Here is a 22,924-nt window from a genome sequence, read left to right as displayed (position 1 = left end):
GCGGGCTCGGCGGGCCGCGGAACCTGTCGCCCTCGGGCGATCTGGTCGAGGCGGCGGCGAACCTCTTCCATTTCCTGCGCGAGGCGGACCGCGAGGGCAGACCCATCGCGGTGGCCCCGGTGCCCGAGCGGGGTCTCGGCCGCGCGATCAACGACCGCCTCCGCCGCGCCGCAGCCCCCCGTCCCTGAACGGAACGGCGACCGGCTGCGCGCCGCGCACAGGAGCCGGTCCATCGGCAGGCGGGCGCGCTCCACGCATTTCACGCAGCGCAGGCTGAGGGGCCGGCTGCCGGAGCCCGGACCGGTCTTCCGTCCGCGCGCCGGAGCCGCGCTCAGGCCACCGGGCGCGCGGCGAGGCTCGCGCAGCGGTCGTGGGCGTGGCAGCCCACCAGATGGTCGTTCACCATGCCCGTGGCCTGCATGAAGGCATAGACGATGGTCGGCCCGCAGAAGCGGAAGCCGTGCGCCTTCAGCTCCTTCGACATGGCGCGGGCGGCGGCGGTCTCGGTCGGCACCTCGGCGGTCGTGGCGAAGCGGTTCTGCACCGGCCGCCCCTCGACATGTTTCCACAGAAAGTCCGAGAAGCCCTGCCGTTCCTCGATGGCGAGGAAGGCGCGGGCATTGCCGATGGTGGCCTCGATCTTGCCGCGGTGGCGCACGATGCCCGCGTCGCCCAGCAGGCGCACAACATCGGCCTCGCCCCACGAGGCGATGACCGCGGGCTCGAAGCCCTGAAAGGCGGCGCGGAAGGCCTCGCGCTTGCGCAGGATGGTGATCCAGGCGAGGCCCGCCTGGAAACCATCGAGGATGAGCTTTTCCCAAAGGGCGCGCGCCTCCCATTCGGGCACGCCCCATTCGGTGTCGTGATAGGCGGTGTAGAGCGGATCCTGTCCGCACCAGGGGCAGCGTGTGAGGTCCATGTCCGTCCGGAAAAAGAGGCGACTGCGCCCACCTTTAAGGCCCCGGTCCCGGACTGTCATCGGCTTTCGGCCCGGACGGCCTGCCCGACGCCCCGCGGGGCGCGCGCCCGCCGCCACCCGCCCCGAAGCCCCCGGCCGGGGCGGGGGGAGGCCCTCGGCGCACTCCACCGGACCGCGAGCGCAAACATCTTGCAGAACGCCTTCCCGGTGCTTACCCGTTTTCTGCACAGCGGCGGAGAATGCCCTCTGCCCGCATCGGTTCAAGGGAGAGGATCGGACATGACCAACGTGGTAATCGTGTCGGCGGCGCGCACGGCCGTCGGCAGCTTCAACGGCGCCTTCGCGAGCACGCCCGCCCATGACCTCGGCGCTGCCGTGATCGAGGCCGTCGTGGCCCGCGCCGGGATCGACAAGGCGGACGTGAGCGAGACGATCCTCGGCCAGGTGCTGACCGCCGGTCAGGGCCAGAACCCCGCCCGTCAGGCCCACATCAAGGCGGGCCTGCCGCAGGAAAGCGCCGCCTGGAGCATCAACCAGGTCTGCGGCTCGGGCCTGCGCGCGGTGGCCCTTGCGGCGCAGCATGTCCAGCTGGGCGATGCCTCCATCGTGGTGGCCGGCGGCCAGGAGAACATGAGCCTCGCGCCCCATGTGGCCCATCTGCGCGCCGGGCAGAAGATGGGCGACCTGAGCTTCATCGACTCGATGATCAAGGACGGGCTGTGGGACGCCTTCAACGGCTATCACATGGGCCAGACCGCCGAGAACGTCGCCGCGAAATGGCAGATCAGCCGCGACATGCAGGACGAATTCGCGCTGGCCAGCCAGAACAAGGCCGAGGCCGCCCAGAAGGCCGGCCGCTTCGCCGACGAGATCGTGCCCTTCGTCATCAAGACCCGGAAGGGCGACGTGACGGTGGATGCCGATGAATATATCCGCCACGGCGCCACCCTCGAGGGCATGACGAAGCTGCGCCCCGCCTTCATCAAGGACGGCACCGTGACCGCGGCCAACGCCTCGGGCATCAACGACGGCGCGGCGGCGGTCCTCGTGATGAGCGCCGAGGAGGCCGAGAAGCGCGGCCTTTCGCCGCTGGCCCGCATCGCCTCCTATGCGACGGCCGGGCTCGATCCCTCGATCATGGGCGTGGGTCCGATCCATGCCAGCCGCAAGGCGCTCGAGAAGGCGGGCTGGAAGGTGGGCGACCTCGATCTGGTCGAGGCCAACGAGGCCTTCGCGGCGCAGGCCTGCGCCGTCAACAAGGACATGGGCTGGGATCCCTCGATCGTGAACGTGAACGGCGGCGCCATCGCCATCGGGCACCCGATCGGAGCCTCGGGCGCGCGCGTGCTGAACACGCTGCTGTTCGAGATGCAGCGCCGCAACGCCAAGAAGGGCCTCGCCACCCTCTGCATCGGCGGCGGCATGGGCGTCGCCATGTGCCTCGAGCGCCCCTGATTGCCCAAGACGAGCTGACAATGGGTGCGCAATAATGTTGCGCACCCTTTTCCGTATCTATAACAGTCTTTCAACGAGCGGATATTTGAAGGAGGGATCATGTCCAAGGTTGCTCTGGTGACGGGCGGTTCGCGGGGCATCGGCGCCGCCATTTCGGTGGCGCTGAAGAACGCGGGCTATACGGTCGCCGCGAACTATGCGGGCAATGACGAGGCGGCGCGGAAGTTCACCGAAGAGACCGGCATCAAGACCTACAAATGGTCCGTCGCGGATTACGATGCCTGCGCCGCGGGCATCGCGCAGGTCGAGGCCGAGCTGGGACCGGTGGCGGTGCTGGTGAACAATGCCGGCATCACGCGGGATTCGATGTTCCACAAGATGACGCGCGACCAGTGGAAAGAGGTGATCGACACCAACCTGTCGGGCCTCTTCAACATGACCCATCCGGTCTGGTCGGGGATGCGCGACCGCAAGTTCGGCCGGATCATCAACATCTCCTCTATCAACGGCCAGAAGGGCCAGGCCGGGCAGGCGAACTATTCGGCGGCGAAGGCCGGCGACCTCGGCTTCACCAAGGCGCTGGCGCAGGAGGGCGCGCGGGCCGGCATCACGGTCAATGCGATCTGCCCGGGCTATATCGCGACCGAGATGGTGATGGCCGTCCCCGAGAAGGTGCGCGAGTCGATCATCGCCCAGATCCCGACCGGCCGCCTGGGCGAGCCGGAGGAAATCGCCCGCTGCGTGGTCTTCCTCGCCTCCGACGATGCGGGCTTCGTCACCGGCTCGACCATCACGGCGAACGGCGGCCAGTATTTCGTCTGAGGATTTTCCCATCCTGAAAACCAGAGAGCCGCGCAGGGATCTGCGCGGCTCCTTTCGTTTCACTGGAATCAACCGTCGGCTGAACCGTCCCGCGACGGCGAGCCGGGGCGCCAGCACCCGAAGGTGGGCGCCGCCTCCTCGTCACGCCTGAGACAGACGGGTGATTTCCTCTTTCAGCTTGAGTTTCTGTTTCTTCATCTCGGAAATCTTCAGGGCGTCCATGGCGGGGTTTCGCTGAGCTTTCTCTACGCTCGTCGAGAGAGTCTCGTGCTTGCGGCGCAGTTCCTGCAGATGCGAAGCGACAGTCATTCTCGTCCTCCTGTGCATGATCCGAGTGTCACGAGTTCATCACAAAGCCCGAGTCGTGTCACGCGAAGTCGGGCCGGTGCGCAGGACCTTGCGCAGGCTCACATCAACCTGAACGGGAATTCCCCTCCGTTGCGCAGGATATGGGCAGCCGCGGGGCTGAAGCTCTCGCGGTCGCCATCGTGTCGGGCGCCCTCGTGCAGCACGAAGGGCGGCAGCAGCCGGAACGGCGCCCGCCCGCCCTTGCGGGACTGGAGGATCACGCGCTTGGCCGGGCGGCCCTCGCGCGGCTGGAGCGGCAGGAGGACGGAGGAGCCCATGCGCCCGTCGAGGGCGGCCAGCGCATCCGGCAGGCGATCCGCGCCGAAGATGAGCGACAGAACGCCGCGGGGCGCAAGACGACGCACGGCGGCCTCGATCCAGAGCGCCAGAGGCGTGTCCTCGCGCATCGCCCGCTCGCGTCCCGGATCGGCCGCTCCGGTGCCGCCGCCCGCGGGATAATAGGGCGGATTGGCGATCACATGATCGAAGCTCTGCCGCAGCGCGGCAGGCATGGCCGCGAGATCGCCCTCCACCACCTCGAGCGCCACGCCGTTCAGCGCCGCATTCTGGCGCGCGAGCGCGGCATAGGCCGGCTGCAGCTCCAGCCCCGCAAGCCGCAGCCCCGGCACCCGGGCCGCGAGACAGAGGCTCGCCACCCCCACTCCGCAGCCGAGTTCCAGCACGCTCTGCCCCGCGCTGGCGGGCACGGCCGCGGCGAGCAGCACCGGATCGGTCGCGGCCCGGTAGCCCCGGCGCGGCTGCAGCACCCTCAGACGTCCGCCGAGAAAGCCGTCGGAGGTCAGCTCGTCCGGGGCGAACATCAGGGGGTCGTCGGGATGCCGTTGTCGGACATCACCCGGCAGGCGCGATCCCAGTCTTCTTCCGGGACAAACAGACGCCGCGGCAAAATGCCGATAGAGCCTTCGAGGACGCTCATGTGGACGTCCACCGGAAAGGCGTCTATATCCTCGCCCTGAAGGAGCGCGGTGGCGAAGGCGATGATCGTCGGGTCGGTCGTGCGCAACAGTTCCTTCATGTCGGGGACATTGTCGGCAACGCCTCGGTTTGTCGAGGCCGGTTCGTCGACCGGGTGGCAGGATCGGGATGGGATTGGACGAGGTTTCGCAAAAGCCGCATGAACGGCTCGCCGCGTGGCTGGCCGAAGACATGGCCGCCGTCAACGGGCTGATCCGCGAGCGGATGGCCTCGAAACACGCGCCCCGCATTCCCGAGGTCACGGCGCATCTGGTCGAGGCCGGCGGCAAGAGGCTGCGGCCTCTCCTGACGCTCGCCGCCGCGCGGCTCTGCGGCTACGAGGGGCCCTACCATATCCATCTGGCGGCGACGGTGGAGTTCATCCACACGGCGACGCTTCTTCACGACGATGTGGTGGACGAAAGCCACCGCCGCCGCGGCAAGCCCACGGCGAACCTCCTGTGGGACAACAAGTCCTCGGTGCTGGTGGGCGACTATCTCTTCGCCCGCAGCTTCCAGCTGATGGTCGAGACCGGCTCGCTCCGCGTGATGGACATCCTCGCCAATGCGTCGGCCACCATCTCCGAGGGCGAGGTGCTGCAACTGACCGCGGCCCAGGATCTGCGCACGACCGAGGATATCTACCTGCAGGTGGTACGCGGCAAGACGGCCGCGCTCTTCGCCGCGGCGACCGAGGTGGGCGGCGTGGTCGCGGGCGTGCCCGAGGCGCAGGTCGAGGCGCTCCATGCCTACGGGGACGCTCTGGGGATCGCCTTCCAGATCGTCGACGACCTCCTCGATTACGGCGGCGTGGATGCCCAGATCGGCAAGAACACCGGCGACGACTTCCGCGAGCGCAAGCTGACGCTTCCGGTCATCAAGGCGGTGGCCCTGGCCGATGCCGAGGAACGCGCCTTCTGGCAGCGGGTGATCGAGAAGGGCGACCAGCGCGAGGGCGACCTCGAGCAGGCCCATGCGATCATGTCCCGCCATGGCGCGATGGAGGCCGCCCGGCAGGATGCGCTCCGCTGGGTCGCGGTCGCGCGCGAGGCGCTCGGCCAGCTGCCCGAGCACCCGCTGCGCGAGATGCTGCACGATCTGGCCGATTTCGTGGTCGAGCGCATCGCCTGACTCTTTCCGGCCCCCCGGCGCAGCGCAGGACCGCGCGCTGCGCCTCTGTAGGCCTCTCCCGGCCGTCGATGAGGCCGCGAGAGGCCGGCTCCGACAAGACGCATCGCCGGACGGTCTCCGCGCGGGCTCAACCGCGCCCGCCGGCCTTTGAAGCGGCCCGCTCAGATCCTGTCGCGCCCCTCTGGACCGGGCGGCTCTCCGATCCGTGTTCGGTCCGCAATGGACAGCCGTTCCCTGTCCGTTCATGATGGCGCCATGCAAACCCTCTCCCTTCCCGATTCCGGCCTCGCCCCCCTCCTTCCGGGCCAACGGCTCGCCCGTGGCGTCTGCCGCCATCTGCGCAGCCACGATTTCGTCTCGGTGGTCGAGCTCGTGCCCACGCCCGGCCTCAGGGTCGACGTGATGGCGCTGGGGCCCAAAGGCGAGATCTGGGTGGTGGAATGCAAATCCTCGCGCGCGGACTATCAGTCCGACCGCAAGTGGCAGGGCTATCTCGACTGGTGCGACCGCTTCTTCTTCGCGGTGGACGAGGCCTTCCCGGTGGATCTCCTGCCCGAGGGCACCGGCCTCATGCTGGCCGATGGCTACGATGCCGAGATCCTGCGCATGGGCCCCGAGGGGCGGCTCGCGCCTGCGCGGCGCAAGGCCGTGACGCAGGGATTCGCCCGCCACGCGGCCCTGCGCCTGCAGGGTCTGCGCGATCCGGGCGCCTTCCCCGGCTGATCACTTCCGCTTCTTCGGCTCGGGCCCGCGGCCGTCCTTGCCCATCGCGCGCGCGCGCTCGGCTGCGGCACGGAGCTCCTCGGCGATCTCGTCGGCCTCGTCGGGGTCGAAATCGAGCGGCAGATCCACGCCCTCGCCCTCGATATAGATCCGCACCATGCCGAGCGACGTCGGCCCGATCTGCAGGTTCGCGGCAAGCTCGCTCTGTTTGTCGATCCCCATGTCGGTCCTCCGTTGCCCAGTGGAGTGGGCGTAGCGCCCTTCTGTCGCGCTGGCAAGGCGCCGCTTGATCCGCGCCCTGCCCCGCCTCATGATCGCACAGGGAGGGCCTCCGGCGATGCTGGACGCATTGGAACTGCGCGACCTAGAGATCGGCGACGCGGGATGGATCGTGGCCCGTCACGCCGAGATCTATGCGGCGGAGGCAGGGTTCGACCTGAGCTTCGAGGCACAGGTCGCCGAGCATGTGGCCCGTTTCATCCGCACCCGCGATCCGGCCCGCGAGCGCGCCTTCATCGCCCGCCTTGACGGCCGCCGGGTAGGCTGCCTGCTCTGCACCCGGATGGGCGACGAAAGCGCCCGGATCAGCCTCTTCCTCGTCGAGCCCGAGATGCGCTGCCGCGGGATCGGCCGCCACCTCCTGCAGCAGGCGATGAACTTTGCCCGCGCCCACGGCTATGCGACGCTCCGCTTCTGGACCTTCGACGGGCACCATCTCTCGGGCTCGCTCTATGTCTCGTCGGGCTTCCGGAGAGTCACCTCGCACCCCGCCCATTCCTTCGGTCGCGACGTGATCGAGCAGGAATGGGAGATCGTGCTCTGAGCCCCCTTGCATTCCCCCGCCGCCGAGTCTAAATGGCCCGCAAGTGCCGACTTAGCTCAGTTGGTTAGAGCACCAGATTGTGGATCTGGGGGTCCCCCGTTCGAGCCGGGGAGTCGGTACCAAAATCCCAGCACTTGCATGAACTTGGGCGTCTCGCCGGACTCGTCCGTCCGACGATCCGACAGCGTCCGAGTCGGACGCAGGCAGCACGCCTGCCTGCCCTCATGGAACGGTCCGGTTTCAGTCGCAGGTCTCGGCGCCACGGTTGCGGTGGCGGGCGCAGCGGGTGTGGGTGGCGAAGCCGGCCACTGCAGCGCCCGTCGTGCCGGGGACGGTCATCCAGCGATGAATGCCGGCGCCTTGTGGTGTAATGCCGGCGCCAGTGCTCCGTCCCGATCCGGGCTGCGACGAGGCTTTAGAAGATCTCTCCGTTCAACAGCTCGTCTCGGGGCTTCGAGGTGAAGCTCTCGCAGCAGCCGTTCTTCCCAGGACTGCCGGGCTCGATGAAGGCGCATCAAGCGCCGGCCGCGGCGAGTGAGGTTCTGAGCGCGGTCGCAATGAACTCCGGCCCGTTGTCGGACCGCATGTGACCGGGGCACGCCGCGGAGGATGAACGGCTCGGCGAGCATGTCGGTGGGGGCGAGCCGGATCGCCGGACATGCGCGGGCGAACCCGTCGAGACCCTTGAGCATGCGGACCTTCTCCCGTCGTGGGCCCCGTCTTCGAGGAACTCGCAGGACCAGACATGGGTGGGGAGACCCCGGCCGCGGACGGTTCCTCAAATCCTCCATCCGGCTCGAACGCCTGCCTCAGGCAGGACCGTTTCTCAGGGGGCAGGCCCCTTTTGCCTGCTCCCCCGCCCTCTCCGCATCCGGCGGGCAGATCTGCCGAGGCCGGGCTTGCCTGCCTCCGCGCGGCGCCCTATCTAGAGCACTGGCGGGTTCTGCCCCTCTCGTGCGTGGTCCTTTTCCAGTGGCCGATAAGCATATCCGAGGGAGCTGGCTCTGCCAGGGTCCTGGCCCTGGTATCTGGCGACCACCTGAGTCTCAGGCTCTCGGGAAACGCATGCCACCACGGCTGCCGCGGTTCCCGCCACTTCTTCCCCTCTTCCCGGCACGGGCCAAGGGCCAAGGGCCAAGGGCCAAGGGCCAAGGGCGATCCGCGACTCCGGGACCGGCGTCAAGGCACGCTCGATCTTTTCTTCGTTCCGCTGACATGAAAGTTCGGTCTGCCTTCCCGCGCGCCTTGCGGTGGGGGGAGGATGGCCATGGCAGGACGGCCCTGGCCCTGCGCATGGCTCCCGCCCGAGGGCGCCTGCTGGCCCGGTGCCCTCGCGGCTTGAGCCTTTGGAAAGAGGTGTCCCATGCAAGAAGAAGGGGCGGATTGCTCCGCCCCTTCCGCCCGATCGCAGGACCGCGATCAGAAGCCGTAGACGAGCGACACGCCGAGCTTGTTGTCCGTGCGGATCGCGCGGCTCTCGTTGTAGTCGGTCAGGTAGCTCACGCGCGTCGAGAAGGCGTCGGTCATCTTGATGTTGACGCCGAAGTCGTTGTTCACGCGCAGCGCCTCGTCGGAGCTCAGAACGTCGGTGTCGTTGGTCAGGAAGACGTTCTCGTTGATCCGGTAGAAGAAGCGCGACGAGGCGATGTAGCCCACCTCGGACTCGTCCCGGTCATCGCCGAACTCGAGGTAGCTGAGGCCGACACCGGCCTGGACGCGCCAGGCCATGTCGGGACGGTTGATCACCCGGTAGCCCGGGCCGACGCCGATGAAGCCGTCGGTCTTGACCCGCTCGGCCAGCGGCACGTCGGCGATCTCGCCGCTCGCATCCGCGTCGTCGGCGAGGCCGTTGAACTCCGCCCGACCCAGCACGAAGCCGTAGAACTGGTCGTTGAAGTAGTAGTTGCCCTCATAGACCATGAAGATGTCTTCCTGGTCGGAGTTGCCGTCCGTTTCGGCATAGTCGAGAACGACGCCGAGGTTCTGGACATACGGGCCCTGAGCGTGGCGCAGACGGGCACCGATGGTCAGGTTCTGCTCCTCGGTGTTGCCGTCGCTGCCGCTGTAGCCGAGCGAGGCGCTGCCCGAGAAGCCGGGACGGAACTCGGGGTTGCCGAAGCGGGAGGGATCCTCGGCTTCTTCGAGGTCATCCTGAACATCATCCTCGATGTCCTCGATCCGGTCCTCGATCTGCCGCGTCCCGGTCAGCGTGCCCACCTGCGCGTGAACGGCGGTGGTGCCGATGAGCAGGGCAAAAGCCGTCAGGCCGGCAATGCGGAAATTATCTTTCATGCTTGTCCCCTTGGTCAATGGAAGGCCGCGACGCTCGCGGCCGGCATGTGCTGCCGGGGAGACAACTGTGGGTAGCAGGGGACGTTCCCCCTTCGGCTAGGGGGCATCCTTTCGATAGTGTCGAATTGGCAACAGCTTTGCGACAGACATGAGAAGGACCGGACGCTCAAGCATCCGGGCGCAAAGGATTAATCGCTGAGGGGGCGTTCAGCGCCGCTTTTTGTGATCTGCAGAAACTGTCACCGGGATGGGAACCAGTTCCATCCGCACGGGGCGCAGGCGCCCACGGGGCGGGGTGCGATCCTCGGGTTCCGCCATCCGCATCACGGCGATGGCGAACTGGACGCCTGCAAAGACGACGCCGTTGAACATGACCAGCATCAATCCGCCCAGCCAGCCCATGTCGGTCTCGAGCACCAGATGCCCGAGCCCGCCCACATCCATCGCGACCAGAGCCACAACGAAGGCCAGCGAGATCCCGAAACCGATCAGGACATTGACGATATAGAGACGGACGAGCTGAGGCATGATCTGAACTCCTTGCGACCACGATACCGTCCGCCGAGGATGAAGCCACAAGAATCTGCAGCGGATGCGCAGGTTTCTTGCTCCTTCGCCCTGTCGCTCCCGTCCGCCGGAGGATGCACCGCGCGCGGGCACCGGGGACGGTCGGGACGGCTCGGGTATCCTGCCGCCAACATGGGGTCTCGCACCTTTGTTCCCAAGCGGGAGAAAAGGCGGATCGGCGCCCGTCCCGCAGCCCCCGCGGGGCGCCCGGAGAGACCCATGCCTCCCGGGGCATCGAGCCCGGTCGGAAGAGAGGGATCAGCCCTGCGGAAAGGCCTCGGGCCTCGCCTCGCGCGCCATGTGGTCGAGGACCGCATTGACGAATTTCGGCTCGCGCCCCTCGGGGAAGAAGGCCTTGGCGATATCGACGAACTCGTTGATGACCACCTTGGGCGGCGTCTCGCTCTCGAGAAGCTCCGATCCCGCGGCGCGGAACAGCGCGCGGATCACCGGGTCGATCCGGTCGATGGGCCATTTGGCCACCAGCGCCCGGTCGGTCATCTGGTCGATGCCCGCCTGACGGTTCACCGCGCCCGAGACGATCGCGCGGAAGCTCTTGGCATCCCCCTCGGCCATCTCGTCGCCTTCATAGACGGCGCCGAACCGGTGGGTCTCGAACTCGCGCGCCACCTGCTCGACCGTCTGGCCGGTGGTCTCCATCTGGAACAGCGCCTGCACGGCATAGAGGCGCGAGGCCGACTTCATCTGCCGCCTGTCGGGTTTCACGCTCATGCCTCGCTGGTCCCCGCGACGCGGAACTCGTCCACCGGCTTGAAGCCCATGCCCTTGCGCTGGCCCGACCATCTGCGCGACAGCGCGATGAGGTGGAGCGCCGCGGCGGCGGCCCCGCCGCCCTTGTCCTGCTCGGAGGGCGCGGCCCGCACGACGGCCTGCGCGCGGTTCTCGACGGTGAGGATGCCGTTGCCGATGCAGGCGCCCTGCAGGCCCAGCAGCATCAGCCCCCGGCTCGAATCGTTGCAGACCGTGTCGTAATGGGTGGTCTCGCCGCGGATCACGCAGCCGAGCGCCACATAGCCGTCGAAGTTCGCCTGACGCTCGGCCATCGCGATGGCGGTCGGCAGTTCGAGCGCGCCGGGCACCTCGATCAGCTCCCAGCTCGCGCCGCAGCTCTCGATCACCGCCTTGGCGCCGGCGATCAGATCATCCGCGATGTCGCGGTAATAGGGGGCCACCACGATCAGGAGCTTCGCCGGCCGCTCGAAGGCGGGCAGCGGCAGGCTGAAGTGGGATTCGGAACCGGCCATCGGTCAGACCTCGGAAATATGGTGCGTGCCGACGATGGAGAGGCCATAGGCCTCGAGACCCACCACCTTCGGCGCACGGGAGTTGGTGACGAGCACGATCTGGGACAGGCCCAGCGCCGAAAGGATCTGGGCGCCCAGACCATACTGGCGCAGCGTCTGCGGCGAGACCTCGTCATCCATCGGAAGTTTCATCGTGACGTCGCGCAGCAGCACGACGACGCCCCGCCCCTCCTGCGCGATCAGGCGCATGGCGCCGTGCAGATCGCCCGCATGGGCGGGGCCGATCCCCAGCACATCCTCGAGCGGGTTCAGCGCATGCATCCGCACCAGCACCGGCTCGCCGTCGGTGACATTGCCCTTCGACAGGATCACATGCTCGGCACCCTGCGTGTCGTCGGAGAAGATGCGCATGAGCCAGTCGCCGCCGTAGCAGGAGGTGACGTGCTTGACCGCCTTCTCCTTCACCAGATTGTCGTGCCGGCGGCGGTAGGCGATCAGGTCCGAGATCGTGCCGATCTTGAGACCGTGCCGCTGGGCGAAGGCCACGAGGTCCGGCAGGCGGGCCATGGTGCCGTCGTCGTTCATGATCTCGCAGATCACGCCCGAGGCATTGAGACCGGCGAGGCGGCTCACGTCGACCGCGGCCTCCGTATGGCCGGCCCGGACGAGGACGCCCCCGTCCCGGGCGCGGAGCGGGAAGACATGGCCGGGCGTCGCGATGTCGGCCGGCCCCTTGGTCGGATCGATGGCCACGGCCACGGTGCGGGCCCGGTCGGCGGCCGAGATGCCGGTGGTGACGCCCTCGCGGGCCTCGATCGAGATGGTGAAGGCCGTCTCGTGCCGCGAGGAATTCTTCGGAGTCATCAGATGCAGGCCGAGCTGGTCGATCCGCGCCGAAGGCATGGCGAGGCAGATCAGGCCGCGCCCGTGGGTCGCCATGAAGTTGATGGCGGCGGGGGTGCACATCTGCGCGGGGATGACGAGGTCGCCCTCGTTCTCGCGGTCCTCGTGGTCCACGAGAATGAACATCCGCCCGTTTCGCGCGTCGTCGATGATCTCCTCGATGGACGAGATCGCGTCGGAATATTCGGTCTTGCTGTGGCTCATCGCATCGCTCCGGGATCAGACCTGCCCATACCGCGACGAAGCGCCGTTGGCCAGAGCTTCGTCCCGGAGCGACGGCACGGACCGGAGCGCCCGCCCCCGAAGAACCCCGACCATTCCACGCGCCTGCCGCGCCTTTGCCTTAATCCGCTGCCAGCACGTCCTCCGTAACTTGTGCGATGGAAGGACGATGCCGGACACAATGCCACTCGCGGCGGCGCTGCGCCACGCCCTGAAGGTCAACCGATGGCTGATCGCCCTCGCCCTGCTGGAGGCGGGGTCCGCTCTGGCCCTCTCGGTCGCCTACGGGCTGCCCTATTCGAACCGGACCTTCCAGTCGATGGTGAACCTGCTGACGGTGCTGACGCCCGTCTACCTCCTCGTCCTCCTGATCTGGACGGTGGCGGGCCTTGCCCTCGCCGAGCCGCGGGCTCGCCCGATCCCCCGGCTCCTCCAGAGCCTGCGCGCCACCCTCGGAGACCTGCCCCGCATGGCCTCGGGCGCGGTGGCCCTCTTCTCGGTCACATTCTTCTTCAGTGGCTTCACTTATATCAAGAGCGTCATCCCGGACGCCGTGCCCTTCGGCTGGGACGTGACGCTCGCGAACCTCGACCGGGCCATCCACGGCGGCGTGGACGCGCATCGGCTGCTGGGCCCGCTCTTCGACACGCCCCTGGCCACGACAGCCGTGAACGCGGCCTATCACTTCTGGTTCTTCCTGCTCTACTTCTTCGTCTTCGTGGCCTGCTTCACCGGGGCCAATCCCGCCGCAAGGCAGCGTTTTCTCATCTCCTTCCCGCTCGTCTGGGGCCTCGGCGGCAGCCTCGCCGCGCTGGTCTTCTCCTCCGCGGGCCCCTGCTACTACCAGCTTGTCGGGCTCGGCGACCGGTTCGTGCCCCTGATGCAGAAGCTCCAGACCTTCGCCGAGACCAGTCCCGTCTGGGCGCTCGACGTGCAGGCCGCCCTCTGGGTCGGCTACAATCAGGAGACGGCGATCCGCGGCATCTCGGCCTTCCCCTCCATGCATGTGGCGAGCAGCACGCTGATGATGCTCCATGCCTTCACCTGGCGCCGCTGGGCGGGATGGCTCATGCTGGGCTTTCTGGGGCTGATCCTCGTGGGATCGGTCCATCTCGGCTGGCACTATGCTGTCGATGGCTACGCGGCCATCGCGCTCACGGTCGCGATCTGGGCCGTGGTCGGGCGCCTTCTGGAGGGCCGCGCCCGAGCGCCCGAGGCCGCGTCTCAGCCTGCGGCCATGTAACGCTCGACATCGAGGCAGGCCGCGAGGCGCGCAGCCTCGGACCATTCGCGTTCGGACCAGCCCTCCCCCACGAGGATCACCTGATCCGAGGGAATGCGCCCGAGGGCGGCCCGCAGCCGGGCGCGGCTCTCGGACCATCCGGCGAAGGGGCGCGGCGCGGGATGGGCGGCATCGAGCGCGCCCTCGGCCGCCGCCAGCAGCGCCTCGGGCGCGAGCCGCCCCTGCGCAAGACCGATCCGGCCGGCGCACAGCCGGCGCAGCTTGCAGGCGCGGTCTTCCGGCAGATCCTGCCCCGGCATGACCCGCAGGGCGTTGGACGAGAAGAGGAAGGCCACCACGTCATGGCCGCTCGCAGCCCGCACCGAGGCATAGGTCCGGTAGTCGAGCCCGAGTTCGGCCGCGCGGTGGACCCGCTTGCGCACAACCTCGATCGGCAGCGTCGGCAGGAGATCGGCCCGCGCCTTCGACCAGCAGTGCCGCCGCCAGCTGCCGCCGGGCTCGAGCACAGGCCCGCCGTTGTGGCCGGGACCCGGGCCGATCATCTCAGGCGAACTCGTTCAGCCGGGCGACGTAGCGCGCCAGCGTATCGATCTCGAGATTGACCCGCAGGCCGGGCGCGATGCGGCTCCAGGTGGTGACCTCCTGCGTGTGCGGGATGAAGTTGATCCCGAACTCCGCGCCATCGACCTCGTTCACGGTGAGCGAGGTGCCGTTCAGCGCGACCGAGCCCTTGGGCGCGATGAAGCGCGCCAGCGCCTCGGGCGCCCGGAAGGTCACGCGCAGGCTGTCGCCCTCGGGCACGACCCGCACCACCTCGGCCACCCCGTCGACATGCCCCGAGACGATGTGGCCGCCGAGCTCGTCGCCCACCTTGAGGGCCCGCTCGAGATTGACGCGGCGGCCCGGCTCCCAGTCGCCGATCACGGTCTTCGACAGGGTCTCGCCCGAGATATTGACGTCGAACCACGCAGAGGGCTCGGTGCCCGTGGCCACGACGGTCAGGCAGACGCCGTCGCAGGCGATCGAGGCGCCGATGTCGATGGCCTGCACGTCGTAGGCGGTGGCGATGCGGGCGCGGAGGTCTCCCGTCCGCTCCAGTTCCAGCACGCGGCCGATATCGCTGACGATCCCGGTAAACATGACGTCTCCTTGTCCTTCGCCCCAAGGGGTAGCTCCCGGGGCGGCGGCGCGCAACGGCTTTGCGGGCCGCAGCGCCCGACGGACGGGCAGTGCGGCCGCGGAGACCTGAGGGCAACAGTCCCCTCGGCGTCTGCCGCCTTTCTGCGCATCCGCTGGCAATCCCGTTCATGTTCCGCTAGCTTCGCCCGAAACACTCAGGGCAACGCCAAGAGGAGCCGGGCAGTGCGACTTACGACCGTCAGGGGCGCGAGGACGCTCATTCTTCTCGTGCTCCTATCCACGACGGTCGCCGCTTGCGGTCTGCCGCGCTCGGGACCGCACAAGCGCGAGATCTTCGCAGGCTCGGTCGAGCGGCAGGGCGATGCCTTCATCGTTCCGGTCAACCGATTCGTGAGCCGCGTGACCGCGGTCACGCCCGCCTTCGGCTTCAGCTCGAACTTCCGCACGGCCGACCTCGTGGGCTCGGACGTGATCGCGGCGGGCGACACGGTGGGGATCACCGTCTTCGAGAACGTCCGCGACGATCCGCTGCTCGGCAACAGCGGCCAGCGGGTCTCGTCGCTCGATCAGGTGCAGGTGGACGGGCAGGGCTACATCTATGTGCCCTATGCCGGCCGGATCCGCGCGGCGGGCCAGACGCCCGACGGCCTCCGCCAGGCGATCACCCGCAAGCTCGACACCCAGACCCCCGATCCGCAGGTGTCGGTGCAGCGGCTGGCGGGCGACGGCTCGTCCGTCACCGTCTCGGGCGCCGTGGGCTCGCAGGGCGTGTTCCCGATCGAGCGGCCGACGCGGACGCTGTCCTCGATGCTGGCCCGGGCGGGAGGCACCACCGTGCCCGTCACCACGGCCATCGTGCGCGTGACCCGCAAGGGCAGCACCAGCCAGATCTGGTTGCAGGATCTCTACGACAATCCCACGCTCGACATCGCCCTGCGCCCGGGCGACGTGATCGTGGTGGAAGAGGATGACCGCTCGTTCGTGGCGCTCGGCGCGACGGGGCGGCAGACGCGCATCCAGTTCGAGACGCAGAACGTGTCGGCCCTCGAGGCGCTGGCGCAGGTGGGCGGCCTGAACACCAACCTCGCCGACCCGAAGGGCGTGTTCGTCCTGCGCGACGAGCCGGCCGAAATCGCCAATTCGGTGCTCGGCCGGACCGATCTCGTGGGCGATCAGCGGATGGTCTATGTGCTCGATCTGACGCAGCCCACGGGTCTGTTCGAGGCGCGCGACTTCATGATCCGCGACGGGGACACGGTCTATGTGACCGAGGCGCCGTTCGTCCAATGGCAGAAGACGCTCAGCGCGATCACGGGGGCGACGGCTGCCGCCAACCAGGCGGAGGCGGTCGGCAACTGATCCGCGAGCCGCCGGGCGAGGATGCCCCCCCCCGGCCGCGATCTTCGTCGGCACCGCCCGGCTCTGCCCTTCGTCAGCACCGTCCGGCCCTGCCCTTCGCCAGCACCGTCCGGCCCCGCCCTTCGTCGGCACCGTCCGGCCCCGCCCTTCGTCAGCACCGTCCGGCCCTGCCCTTCTCCAGCACCGTCCGGCCCCGCCACGGCTCCCGCAGGTGCGGGGCAGCGGGCAGGCCGCGCCCCGAGGGCGCTCTCCCGCGACAGGTGCTGGCGGTGGAGAAGGACGCCATCCGCATGGCCCGACGCGCGGATCCCCATAGGGGGTCACGGCGGAGGGCCTCAGGTCTTCGGCTCGATCTCTTCGGGATGGAGTGCCGCGGGGCGCGCGGCTGCCGGCGGCGCACGAAATATCAGTAGATGTAGCGGATCTGTTCGGTCCAGTAGCGTTCCATGCGCCGCAGCGCCTGGTTCAGCTCCTCCATCCCCGAGACGCCCACGACATTGCGCCGCTCGAGCCCCTCGGCGTGGCGGGCGAAGAGCTCGGACAGGATCTGGCGGACGTTGCGCCCCTTGTCGGTCAGCCGCACCCGCACCGAGCGCCGGTCGATCTCGGACCGCTGGTGGTGCATGTAGCCGAGTTCGACCAGCTTCTTCAGATTGTAGCTGACGTTCGAGCCCTGATAGTAGCCGCGGGTCTTCAGTTCGCCCGCCGTCACCTCGTTGTCGCCCACGTTGAACAGGAGCAACGCCTGAACGGGATTGATCTCGAGCAGGCCGATCCGCTCGAACTCGTCCTTGACCACGTCGAGCAAGAGCCGGTGCAGACGCTCCACCAGCGAAAGGCTTTCCAGATAGCCGAGCAGAAAGGCCTTCTGCGTCCCATCGAGAATGCCTGCGTGTACCGTCATCCCTGTCTCCACCGAACGTTGCTGGACACAGAATCTGCACAAAGCGCAAACATAGGGTAAACCGGAACGGCTTTTCGGCGCGCCGCGGTTCAGCGGGCCAGTCGCGTCCGGGCGAAGGCGCCGATCTCGGCGATCAGACCCGCCAGATGGGCCGGTGGCTCGCGCTGACCCAGCACCCAGGGCAGGAGATCCTGGTCGTTCTCGTTCAGCAGCGAATCATACAGGGCAAGGCGTTCCTCGGAGAGGCCCGCCAGATGCGCGTCCGACCAGGGCCCGAGGATCAGGTCCATCTCCTTGGTCCCGCGCCGCCACGACCGCATGGACATGCGCTTGAGCCGCGCGTCCTCCGCCTCGATCATTCCGCCTCCTTGCGCAAGAGCGCCCGCATCCGCTTTTCCAGCTGCCCCATCTCCTGAGCCAGCGCAAGCATCTGCGTACGCATCCGCGCAAGCTCGGCCAGCGCCTCGCGTCCCTCGCTCGTCAGGATCGCGGGCTCGGACGGCCCCTCCGCCCCCTCGCCCTCGCCGGTCAAAAGCCAGCGCAGGCTCACATTGAGCATTCCCGCCATCATCTGCAGCCGGTTCGCGCGGGGCTCGGCCAGATCGTCCTCCCACGATTGCAGGGTCTTGAGCCGCACGCCGAGCCGGCGCGCCATCTCTTCCTGCGTGAGGCCCGCGGCCTCGCGGGCCCCTGCCAGACGGTCCCCGAAGGTCGCCGTCTCGTTGCTGAACCAGCTCTGACTGTCCATCGCCATCCTGCCTCTCCCTCGATACCGCTTGATCGCTTTCGGGGCAGAACCTAGAACAAATGGCCGAAAGTTACAAACCGGCCGCCCTTCCGGCCGCCCCTCCCCCGGAGTTTCCCCCGCATGGCCTTCCTCTCCGACACGCTTGCCCGCGTCAAACCGTCCCAGACGATCGCGGTCACCAACAAGGCGCGGGAGCTTGCCGCCGCAGGGCGCGACGTGATCGGCCTCGGCGCGGGCGAGCCCGATTTCGACACGCCCGACAACATCAAGGCCGCGGCCAAGCGCGCCATCGATGCGGGCCGCACCAAATACACCGCCGTCGACGGCATCCCCGAACTCAAGCGCGCGATCTGCGAGAAGTTCGAGCGCGAGAACGGGCTGAAATACACGCCCGCGCAGGTGACGGTCGGCACCGGCGGCAAGCAGATCCTCTACAATGCGCTGGTGGCGACGCTGAACCCGGGCGACGAGGTCATCATCCCCGCGCCCTACTGGGTGAGCTATCCCGACATGGTGCTTCTGGCCGGCGGCACGCCCATCAGCGTGGCGGCGGGGATGGAGACGGGCTTCAAGCTCACGCCCGAGCAGCTCGAGGCGGCGATCACGCCCCGCACCAAATGGTTCATCTTCAACTCGCCCTCGAACCCGACGGGGGCGGCCTATACCCGGGCCGAACTCGCCGCGCTCTGCGAGGTGCTGATGCGCCATCCGCAGGTCTGGATCATGTCGGACGACATGTACGAGCATCTGGTGTTCGACGATTTCGACTTCACCACGCCTGCGCAGATCGAGCCCGGGCTCTATGACCGCACGCTGACCTGCAACGGCGTCTCCAAGGCCTATTGCATGACCGGCTGGCGCATCGGCTATGCGGCGGGCCCGGTCGAGCTGATCCGCGCCATGGGCACGATCCAGTCGCAATCGACCTCGAACCCCTGTTCGATCGCGCAATATGCGGCGCTCGAGGCGCTGTCGGGGCCGCAGGACTTCCTCGCCACCAACCGCGAGGCCTTCCAGCGCCGCCGCGATCTGGTGGTCTCGATGCTGAACGAGGCCAAGGGCGTGACCTGCCCCAATCCCGAAGGCGCCTTCTACGTCTATCCCGACATCTCGGGCTGCATCGGCAAGACCTCGGCCGGCGGCGCGAAGATCACGGATGACGAGGCCTTCGCCTCGGCGCTGCTGGAAGAGACCGGCGTGGCGGTGGTCTTCGGCGCGGCCTTCGGCCTCTCGCCCAACTTCCGCATCAGCTACGCCACCGCCGACGAGGTGCTGCGCGAGGCCTGCGCCCGCATCCAGGCCTTCTGTGCCGGCCTGAGCTGAGAGCGCCCGAGGGAGGCGCGCAGGCGCCTTCCGCCGAATTCCCGCTGCCATCCCGGACCGTCAGCCCGCAGTGCGGGCCGCCTGTTCGTGGACCCCTGCGGCCCCATCGGACCGCCGTGCCGAGGCGCCTCCGCCTGCTCTTCCGGCCGCGCCTCAGGCCAGCCGGGGCGCGCGGAGCCAGAAGCGCGTCATGAGCAGGATCGCGGCCAGCGTCAGCCCCACCACGAGGCCGAGCCAGAGGCCGGGGCCGCCGAGCCCCATCGGGAAGCCGAGGACATAGCTCGCAGGGATCCCCACCATCCAGTAGCTGAAGCTCGCCAGCCACATCGGCACCTGCGTGTCGCGCAGCCCGCGCAGCAGGCCGAGCGCGATCACCTGCATGGCATCGGCGATCTGGAACAGGGCCGCGAAGGCCAGCAGCACCGAGCCGAAGGCCACGATCTCGTCGAATTCAGGATTCGCCCGGTCGAGGAAAAGCGCGATGATCGGCGCCGGGAACAGCAGGAAGATCGCCACCATCAGGAGGCCGAAGCCCAGCGAGAGCAGGATCGCGACCTTGGCCCCGTCGCGCAGGCCCTGCGTGTTGCCCGCTCCGTCCGCCCGGCCCGTGCGGATCGTCGCCGCGTTCGAGATCCCCACATGGACCATGAAGGCGAGCGCCGTCACCTCGAGCGCGATGCCGTGGGCGGCAAGCGGCACGGTGCCGATCCAGCCCATCATCAGCGCCGCCGCCTGAAAGATCGCGCCCTCGGCAAGCCCGGTGAAGCCGATGGTCCAGCCCAGCGCGAAGACCCGCGCCAGCGCGTGCCAGTCGGGACGCCAGAAGCGCTGGAACAGGTTGAACCGGCGCAGCGGCGGCAGGAGGGCGGCATAGAGGCCGAGCGCGGCGAGCGACATGATCTGCGCCCCGACGGAGGCGATGGCGGCCCCCTCGACACCCAGCTCCGGCGCGCCGAACCGGCCGAAGATCAGCACCCAGTTGAGGCCCGCATTGACCACCACCGCGGCGAGCGTGGCCCAGAGCACGATCTGCGTGCGCTCCAGCGCCGAGAGATAGCTCTTCAGCACCATGATGAGCAGCGCGGGCACCATGCCCAGCCCCGCGATCCGCAGGTAATCCTGCGCCAGCGCGGCCACCTCGGGCTGCTGGCCCAGCGCCAGCAGGATCGAGCCCGAGAACCAGAAGAGCGGATAGACGAGCAGCCCGAAGGCGATCGAGAGCCAGAGCCCCATCCGCGTGTCGCGCCGCACCTGCGTCTCGTCGCCCCGCCCGAGCGCCTCGGCCACCATGGGCATGACCGCCTGCGCGAAGCCCGAGCCCAGGATGAAGGTCACGAAGAAGAGCGAGGCGCCGAGCACCACGGCGGCCAGTTCGGTCACGCCATACCAGCCCAGCATCACCGTATCGGTGACATGCAGCGACATCTGCGCCAGATGGCTGCCGACGAGGGGAAGCCCCAGCGCGAGAATCGCCCGCGCATGGCTGGTGAAGGTGGGAAGACGGACCATGCGGCAGCAGTAGCCCGCCGCTGCCTCCTCATCAAGCGAGCGCCGCGCGATCAGGCAGAAAGAGGCTTTCGTGCCACGAAATCCACCAGCGCGGAAAGACCGGCATGGGCCCGGCCCTCGAAGATCTCCTCATCCGCATCGCGGGCCACGAGCCGCTCCCAGCCGGAAAAGTCCGCCTCGAGATCGGCCAGCTCGTACATGTTCTCGGCCGCCGAGGGGCCGCCGGTGCCGTATCCCACCTGACGCGGCGCATAGCCGTGCAGAAGGACGAGCCCCCCGGGCCGCACCGCGCGGGCGATGCCCGCATGGATCTCGCGCCGGAGCGCGGGCGGGGCGAACTGGATGAAGATGCCCAGCACCGCGTCGAACGGCCGGCTCCAGTCCCATTGCGCCACGTCGGCCCGATGCAGCTCGACCGCCACGCCCCGCTCGGCCGCCAGCGTCCGGGCCTTGGCCAGCGCCACTTCCGACAGATCCATCGCCGTCACCCGGTGCCCGAGCCCGGCCAGATACACCGAATTGCGCCCCTCGCCGTCGCCGAGGCAGAGAAGCTCGGCCCGCGCGGGCAGAAGGGCCGCCGCGCGGCGCGCGAAGGCCGAGGGCTCCTTGCCGAAGAGGTAATCCGCGCTGCGGTAGCGTTCATCCCACATGCGCCGATACTGCACCGGATCGAACGGCCGGCCAAGGCTCATCCCTGGCGCGGCTTGCGCAGCGCGGGCGGGGTGGCGCTGTCGAGGATGTCGGCCGCCGTGCCGATCACCTGCGCCGCACGTCCCACGATCAGCGGATCGGGCGCGCCCACCACCTCGGGATCCTTGCCCGGATAGTCGAGGCTCGACAGGAAGTGCCTCATGCAGTTCAGCCGCGCGCGCTTCTTGTCGTTCGACTTGACGATGGTCCAGGGCGCATCGGCGGTGTCGGTGTAGAAGAACATCGCCTCCTTCGCCTCGGTATAATCGTCCCACTTGTCGAGGCTCGCCTTGTCGATGGGCGAGAGCTTCCAGCGTTTCAGCGGATCGGTCTCGCGGGCGAGGAAGCGGGCCCGCTGCTCCTCGCGCGTCACCGAGAACCAGTATTTGTAGAGCCGGATCCCCGACCGGACCAGCATCCGCTCAAGCTCGGGCGCCTGGCGCATGAATTCGAGATATTCCGAGGGGGTGCAGAAACCCATCACCCGCTCGACGCCCGCGCGGTTATACCAGCTGCGGTCGAAGAAGACGATCTCGCCCGCGGTGGGCAGATGCTCGATATAGCGCTGAAAGAACCATTGGCCGCGCTCGCGCTCGCCGGGTTTGGTCAGGGCCACGACGCGGGCATAGCGCGGATTGAGATGTTCCATGAAGCGCTTGATCGTGCCGCCCTTTCCGGCGGCGTCGCGTCCTTCCATCAGGATCACGAACTTCTGCCCGGTCTCCTGCGCCCAGATCTGCACCTTCAGCAGTTCGGCCTGCAATTTGGCCTTCTCGGCCTCGTAGACCACGCGGCCCATCCGGCGCGGATAGGGATAATGGCCGCCCTCGAAAGCCTGCCGGATCGCATTCGCATCCACCGCCGGGAAATGGCGCGGCCCGTGCAGCGTCTGGAGCGGGGCCGCCTCGGCCTCCGCGGGCCCCTCTTCCGGCAGGTCTACCGGGGCGACAGGCGCCGTCTCCGCGATATCTGCGGCAGGCGGCATCTCGGGCATCGCGCGGTCTTCGGTCATGGGCGTCTCCTTTCCGGCATTCCGCAGATTTATCGAGAGATCGTTAAAGATGAAATTGACCAGGGTCATTTCAGACAGCCGATCATGAAATAATAAGGGGGTGGCGTTATCCGCCACCCCCATCGCGGGAAACAATGCTGCGCATGAACGAGAAGTTAAAAAGTCTTGCGCGCTCTCCTTATCGGCGGGCAGAATTCCGCGCATACTCCATCTGCGGTAAGACGTTTCGCACCGTGCCTCAGTGGGCAATAATGCCGCAGAGGCGGTCGATCACGACCTCCCACCGCTCAAGAAACAGGAGCCGCGCGGACCCCGACAGGGTCTCGACCTCCGCCCCGGCGAGGGTGGCGGCCAGACGATGGACCTCCGCCGGAGGCGCAAGCGGGTCGAGCTCGCCCTGCAGGAAGCGGATCGGAACCTGCGCCGGATGAGGCGGCAGCGCCCTGCCCGCCTCGAGACGGTTCCGGGCGAAGGCCGCATGGGCCGAGATCCCGGGCCCGAGGCCGAAGGCGCTGCCCGCGATCAGCGCCGCCCGAACGCCGGACCCGCGC

General features: G+C 68.3%; 28 protein-coding genes, 1 tRNA gene and 1 pseudogene. 10 read left to right on the top strand and 20 right to left on the bottom strand.

Annotation, left to right across the window (positions count from 1 at the left end; translation table 11 throughout):
- Positions 1-188 (top strand): Sua5 family C-terminal domain-containing protein (locus A9O63_RS03980; protein ID WP_328585887.1); only part of this gene is annotated, 188 nt, incomplete at its 5' end.
- Positions 189-331: 143 nt separating this feature from the next.
- On the opposite strand, the gene A9O63_RS03975 is transcribed toward A9O63_RS03980, so the two are convergent.
- Positions 332-919: a DNA-3-methyladenine glycosylase I gene (locus tag A9O63_RS03975; RefSeq protein WP_069330764.1), complete on the bottom strand. Its 588-nt coding sequence runs from the start codon at positions 917-919 to the stop codon at positions 332-334.
- Positions 920-1,198: 279 nt separating this feature from the next.
- Between A9O63_RS03975 and A9O63_RS03970 the strand changes: the two genes are divergently transcribed.
- Both A9O63_RS03970 and phbB read left to right on the top strand, forming a co-directional pair.
- Positions 1,199-2,374: an acetyl-CoA C-acetyltransferase gene (locus A9O63_RS03970; protein ID WP_009561775.1), complete on the top strand. Its 1,176-nt coding sequence runs from the start codon at positions 1,199-1,201 to the stop codon at positions 2,372-2,374.
- Positions 2,375-2,473: 99 nt separating this feature from the next.
- The gene (phbB, locus tag A9O63_RS03965; RefSeq protein ID WP_002720931.1) at positions 2,474-3,196 is read left to right on the top strand and encodes a beta-ketoacyl-ACP reductase; all 723 of its coding nucleotides are present in this window, start codon (positions 2,474-2,476) and stop codon (positions 3,194-3,196) included.
- A 141-nt stretch (positions 3,197-3,337) separates the two neighbouring features.
- On the opposite strand, the gene A9O63_RS03960 is transcribed toward phbB, so the two are convergent.
- The 3 genes from A9O63_RS03960 to A9O63_RS03950 all read right to left on the bottom strand — a co-directional run bounded on the left by A9O63_RS03960 (position 3,338) and on the right by A9O63_RS03950 (position 4,580).
- Entirely contained in the window at positions 3,338-3,505 is a 168-nt protein-coding gene (locus tag A9O63_RS03960; RefSeq protein WP_002720932.1) for a YdcH family protein, read from the bottom strand.
- Between the two features lie 98 nt (positions 3,506-3,603).
- The gene (locus A9O63_RS03955) at positions 3,604-4,365 is read right to left on the bottom strand and encodes a tRNA1(Val) (adenine(37)-N6)-methyltransferase (protein WP_069330763.1); all 762 of its coding nucleotides are present in this window, start codon (positions 4,363-4,365) and stop codon (positions 3,604-3,606) included.
- Positions 4,365-4,580, bottom strand: a complete 216-nt coding sequence (locus tag A9O63_RS03950; RefSeq protein ID WP_002720934.1) for a putative signal transducing protein — start codon at positions 4,578-4,580, stop codon at positions 4,365-4,367. Before A9O63_RS03950 ends, A9O63_RS03955 begins: the two co-directional genes overlap by 1 nt.
- Before the next feature lie 68 nt (positions 4,581-4,648).
- Here A9O63_RS03950 and A9O63_RS03945 point away from each other — a divergent pair, with 68 nt between their 5' ends.
- Together A9O63_RS03945 and A9O63_RS03940 are read left to right on the top strand one after the other, a co-directional pair.
- Complete coding sequence (locus A9O63_RS03945) at positions 4,649-5,650, top strand: polyprenyl synthetase family protein (RefSeq protein WP_069330762.1); 1,002 nt, start codon at positions 4,649-4,651, stop codon at positions 5,648-5,650.
- A gap of 255 nt (positions 5,651-5,905) precedes the next feature.
- The gene (locus tag A9O63_RS03940) at positions 5,906-6,373 is read left to right on the top strand and encodes an MmcB family DNA repair protein (protein WP_069330761.1); all 468 of its coding nucleotides are present in this window, start codon (positions 5,906-5,908) and stop codon (positions 6,371-6,373) included.
- On the opposite strand, the gene A9O63_RS03935 is transcribed toward A9O63_RS03940, so the two are convergent.
- Entirely contained in the window at positions 6,374-6,595 is a 222-nt protein-coding gene (locus A9O63_RS03935) for a DUF6324 family protein (protein ID WP_069330760.1), read from the bottom strand.
- Between the two features lie 115 nt (positions 6,596-6,710).
- On the opposite strand from A9O63_RS03935, the gene A9O63_RS03930 reads away from it, so the two are divergent.
- Entirely contained in the window at positions 6,711-7,196 is a 486-nt protein-coding gene (locus tag A9O63_RS03930) for a GNAT family N-acetyltransferase (RefSeq protein ID WP_069330766.1), read from the top strand.
- A gap of 45 nt (positions 7,197-7,241) precedes the next feature.
- Positions 7,242-7,318 (top strand) — tRNA-His (locus tag A9O63_RS03925).
- A 126-nt stretch (positions 7,319-7,444) separates the two neighbouring features.
- On the opposite strand, the pseudogene A9O63_RS23285 reads toward A9O63_RS03925, so the two are convergent.
- The 6 genes and pseudogenes from A9O63_RS23285 to ribB form a co-directional block, all read right to left on the bottom strand.
- Positions 7,445-7,944 (bottom strand): annotated as a pseudogene (locus A9O63_RS23285) (integrase core domain-containing protein); the annotation flags it as partial.
- 671 nt (positions 7,945-8,615) lie between these two features.
- Complete coding sequence (locus A9O63_RS03920; RefSeq protein WP_069330759.1) at positions 8,616-9,488, bottom strand: DUF481 domain-containing protein; 873 nt, start codon at positions 9,486-9,488, stop codon at positions 8,616-8,618.
- Positions 9,489-9,695: 207 nt separating this feature from the next.
- Positions 9,696-10,016 carry a hypothetical protein gene (locus A9O63_RS03915; RefSeq protein WP_009561767.1) on the bottom strand — a complete coding sequence of 107 codons (321 nt, stop codon included), beginning with the start codon at positions 10,014-10,016 and terminating at the stop codon, positions 9,696-9,698.
- A 297-nt stretch (positions 10,017-10,313) separates the two neighbouring features.
- A complete protein-coding gene (gene nusB, locus A9O63_RS03910; protein WP_011841646.1) occupies positions 10,314-10,787 on the bottom strand; it encodes a transcription antitermination factor NusB in 474 nt (157 codons plus the stop codon).
- The gene (locus A9O63_RS03905) at positions 10,784-11,320 is read right to left on the bottom strand and encodes a 6,7-dimethyl-8-ribityllumazine synthase (RefSeq protein ID WP_069330758.1); all 537 of its coding nucleotides are present in this window, start codon (positions 11,318-11,320) and stop codon (positions 10,784-10,786) included. The genes nusB and A9O63_RS03905 overlap by 4 nt, the downstream gene beginning before the upstream one ends.
- Before the next feature lie 3 nt (positions 11,321-11,323).
- Positions 11,324-12,427, bottom strand: coding sequence for a 3,4-dihydroxy-2-butanone-4-phosphate synthase (gene ribB / locus A9O63_RS03900; protein ID WP_069330757.1), 1,104 nt, complete (start codon positions 12,425-12,427; stop codon positions 11,324-11,326).
- Positions 12,428-12,614: 187 nt separating this feature from the next.
- Here ribB and A9O63_RS03895 point away from each other — a divergent pair, with 187 nt between their 5' ends.
- Positions 12,615-13,688 (top strand): phosphatase PAP2 family protein, encoded by a 1,074-nt coding sequence (locus A9O63_RS03895; protein ID WP_069330756.1) that lies wholly within the window; start codon positions 12,615-12,617, stop codon positions 13,686-13,688.
- Here the strand turns inward: A9O63_RS03895 and A9O63_RS03890 are convergent.
- Complete coding sequence (locus A9O63_RS03890) at positions 13,670-14,230, bottom strand: hypothetical protein (RefSeq protein WP_069330755.1); 561 nt, start codon at positions 14,228-14,230, stop codon at positions 13,670-13,672. The two genes, A9O63_RS03895 and A9O63_RS03890, sit on opposite strands and share 19 nt — an antisense overlap.
- Position 14,231: 1 nt before the next feature.
- Entirely contained in the window at positions 14,232-14,828 is a 597-nt protein-coding gene (locus A9O63_RS03885) for a riboflavin synthase (RefSeq protein WP_069330754.1), read from the bottom strand.
- 222 nt (positions 14,829-15,050) lie between these two features.
- Here A9O63_RS03885 and A9O63_RS03880 point away from each other — a divergent pair, with 222 nt between their 5' ends.
- Positions 15,051-16,187 carry a polysaccharide biosynthesis/export family protein gene (locus tag A9O63_RS03880; protein WP_084295583.1) on the top strand — a complete coding sequence of 379 codons (1,137 nt, stop codon included), beginning with the start codon at positions 15,051-15,053 and terminating at the stop codon, positions 16,185-16,187.
- 406 nt (positions 16,188-16,593) lie between these two features.
- On the opposite strand, the gene A9O63_RS03875 is transcribed toward A9O63_RS03880, so the two are convergent.
- From A9O63_RS03875 to A9O63_RS03865, 3 genes are all read right to left on the bottom strand, one after another.
- Complete coding sequence (locus A9O63_RS03875; RefSeq protein ID WP_002720948.1) at positions 16,594-17,091, bottom strand: MarR family winged helix-turn-helix transcriptional regulator; 498 nt, start codon at positions 17,089-17,091, stop codon at positions 16,594-16,596.
- An 89-nt stretch (positions 17,092-17,180) separates the two neighbouring features.
- Positions 17,181-17,450, bottom strand: a complete 270-nt coding sequence (locus tag A9O63_RS03870; protein WP_069330752.1) for an FAD assembly factor SdhE — start codon at positions 17,448-17,450, stop codon at positions 17,181-17,183.
- A complete protein-coding gene (locus A9O63_RS03865) occupies positions 17,447-17,845 on the bottom strand; it encodes a helix-turn-helix domain-containing protein (protein ID WP_069330751.1) in 399 nt (132 codons plus the stop codon). Before A9O63_RS03865 ends, A9O63_RS03870 begins: the two co-directional genes overlap by 4 nt.
- Before the next feature lie 114 nt (positions 17,846-17,959).
- Between A9O63_RS03865 and A9O63_RS03860 the strand changes: the two genes are divergently transcribed.
- Entirely contained in the window at positions 17,960-19,162 is a 1,203-nt protein-coding gene (locus A9O63_RS03860) for a pyridoxal phosphate-dependent aminotransferase (protein WP_069330750.1), read from the top strand.
- Between the two features lie 153 nt (positions 19,163-19,315).
- Here A9O63_RS03860 and A9O63_RS03855 read toward each other — a convergent pair whose 3' ends face one another.
- From A9O63_RS03855 to A9O63_RS03840, 4 genes are all read right to left on the bottom strand, one after another.
- On the bottom strand, positions 19,316-20,671 hold the full coding sequence (locus A9O63_RS03855) for an MATE family efflux transporter (RefSeq protein WP_069330749.1): 1,356 nt from the start codon (positions 20,669-20,671) through the stop codon (positions 19,316-19,318).
- Positions 20,672-20,721: 50 nt separating this feature from the next.
- Complete coding sequence (locus A9O63_RS03850; RefSeq protein WP_069330748.1) at positions 20,722-21,363, bottom strand: SAM-dependent methyltransferase; 642 nt, start codon at positions 21,361-21,363, stop codon at positions 20,722-20,724.
- A complete protein-coding gene (ppk2, locus tag A9O63_RS03845) occupies positions 21,360-22,373 on the bottom strand; it encodes a polyphosphate kinase 2 (RefSeq protein ID WP_069330765.1) in 1,014 nt (337 codons plus the stop codon). Before ppk2 ends, A9O63_RS03850 begins: the two co-directional genes overlap by 4 nt.
- Positions 22,374-22,611: 238 nt before the next feature.
- Positions 22,612-22,924, bottom strand: a 313-nt coding sequence (locus A9O63_RS03840) for an alpha/beta fold hydrolase (protein ID WP_412841971.1), incomplete at its 5' end; no start/stop codon positions are given.

It is taken from the genome of Cereibacter johrii, assembly GCF_001720585.1.
GTDB lineage: Bacteria > Pseudomonadota > Alphaproteobacteria > Rhodobacterales > Rhodobacteraceae > Cereibacter_A > Cereibacter_A johrii.
This window is presented reverse-complemented; position numbering and strand designations above follow the sequence as displayed.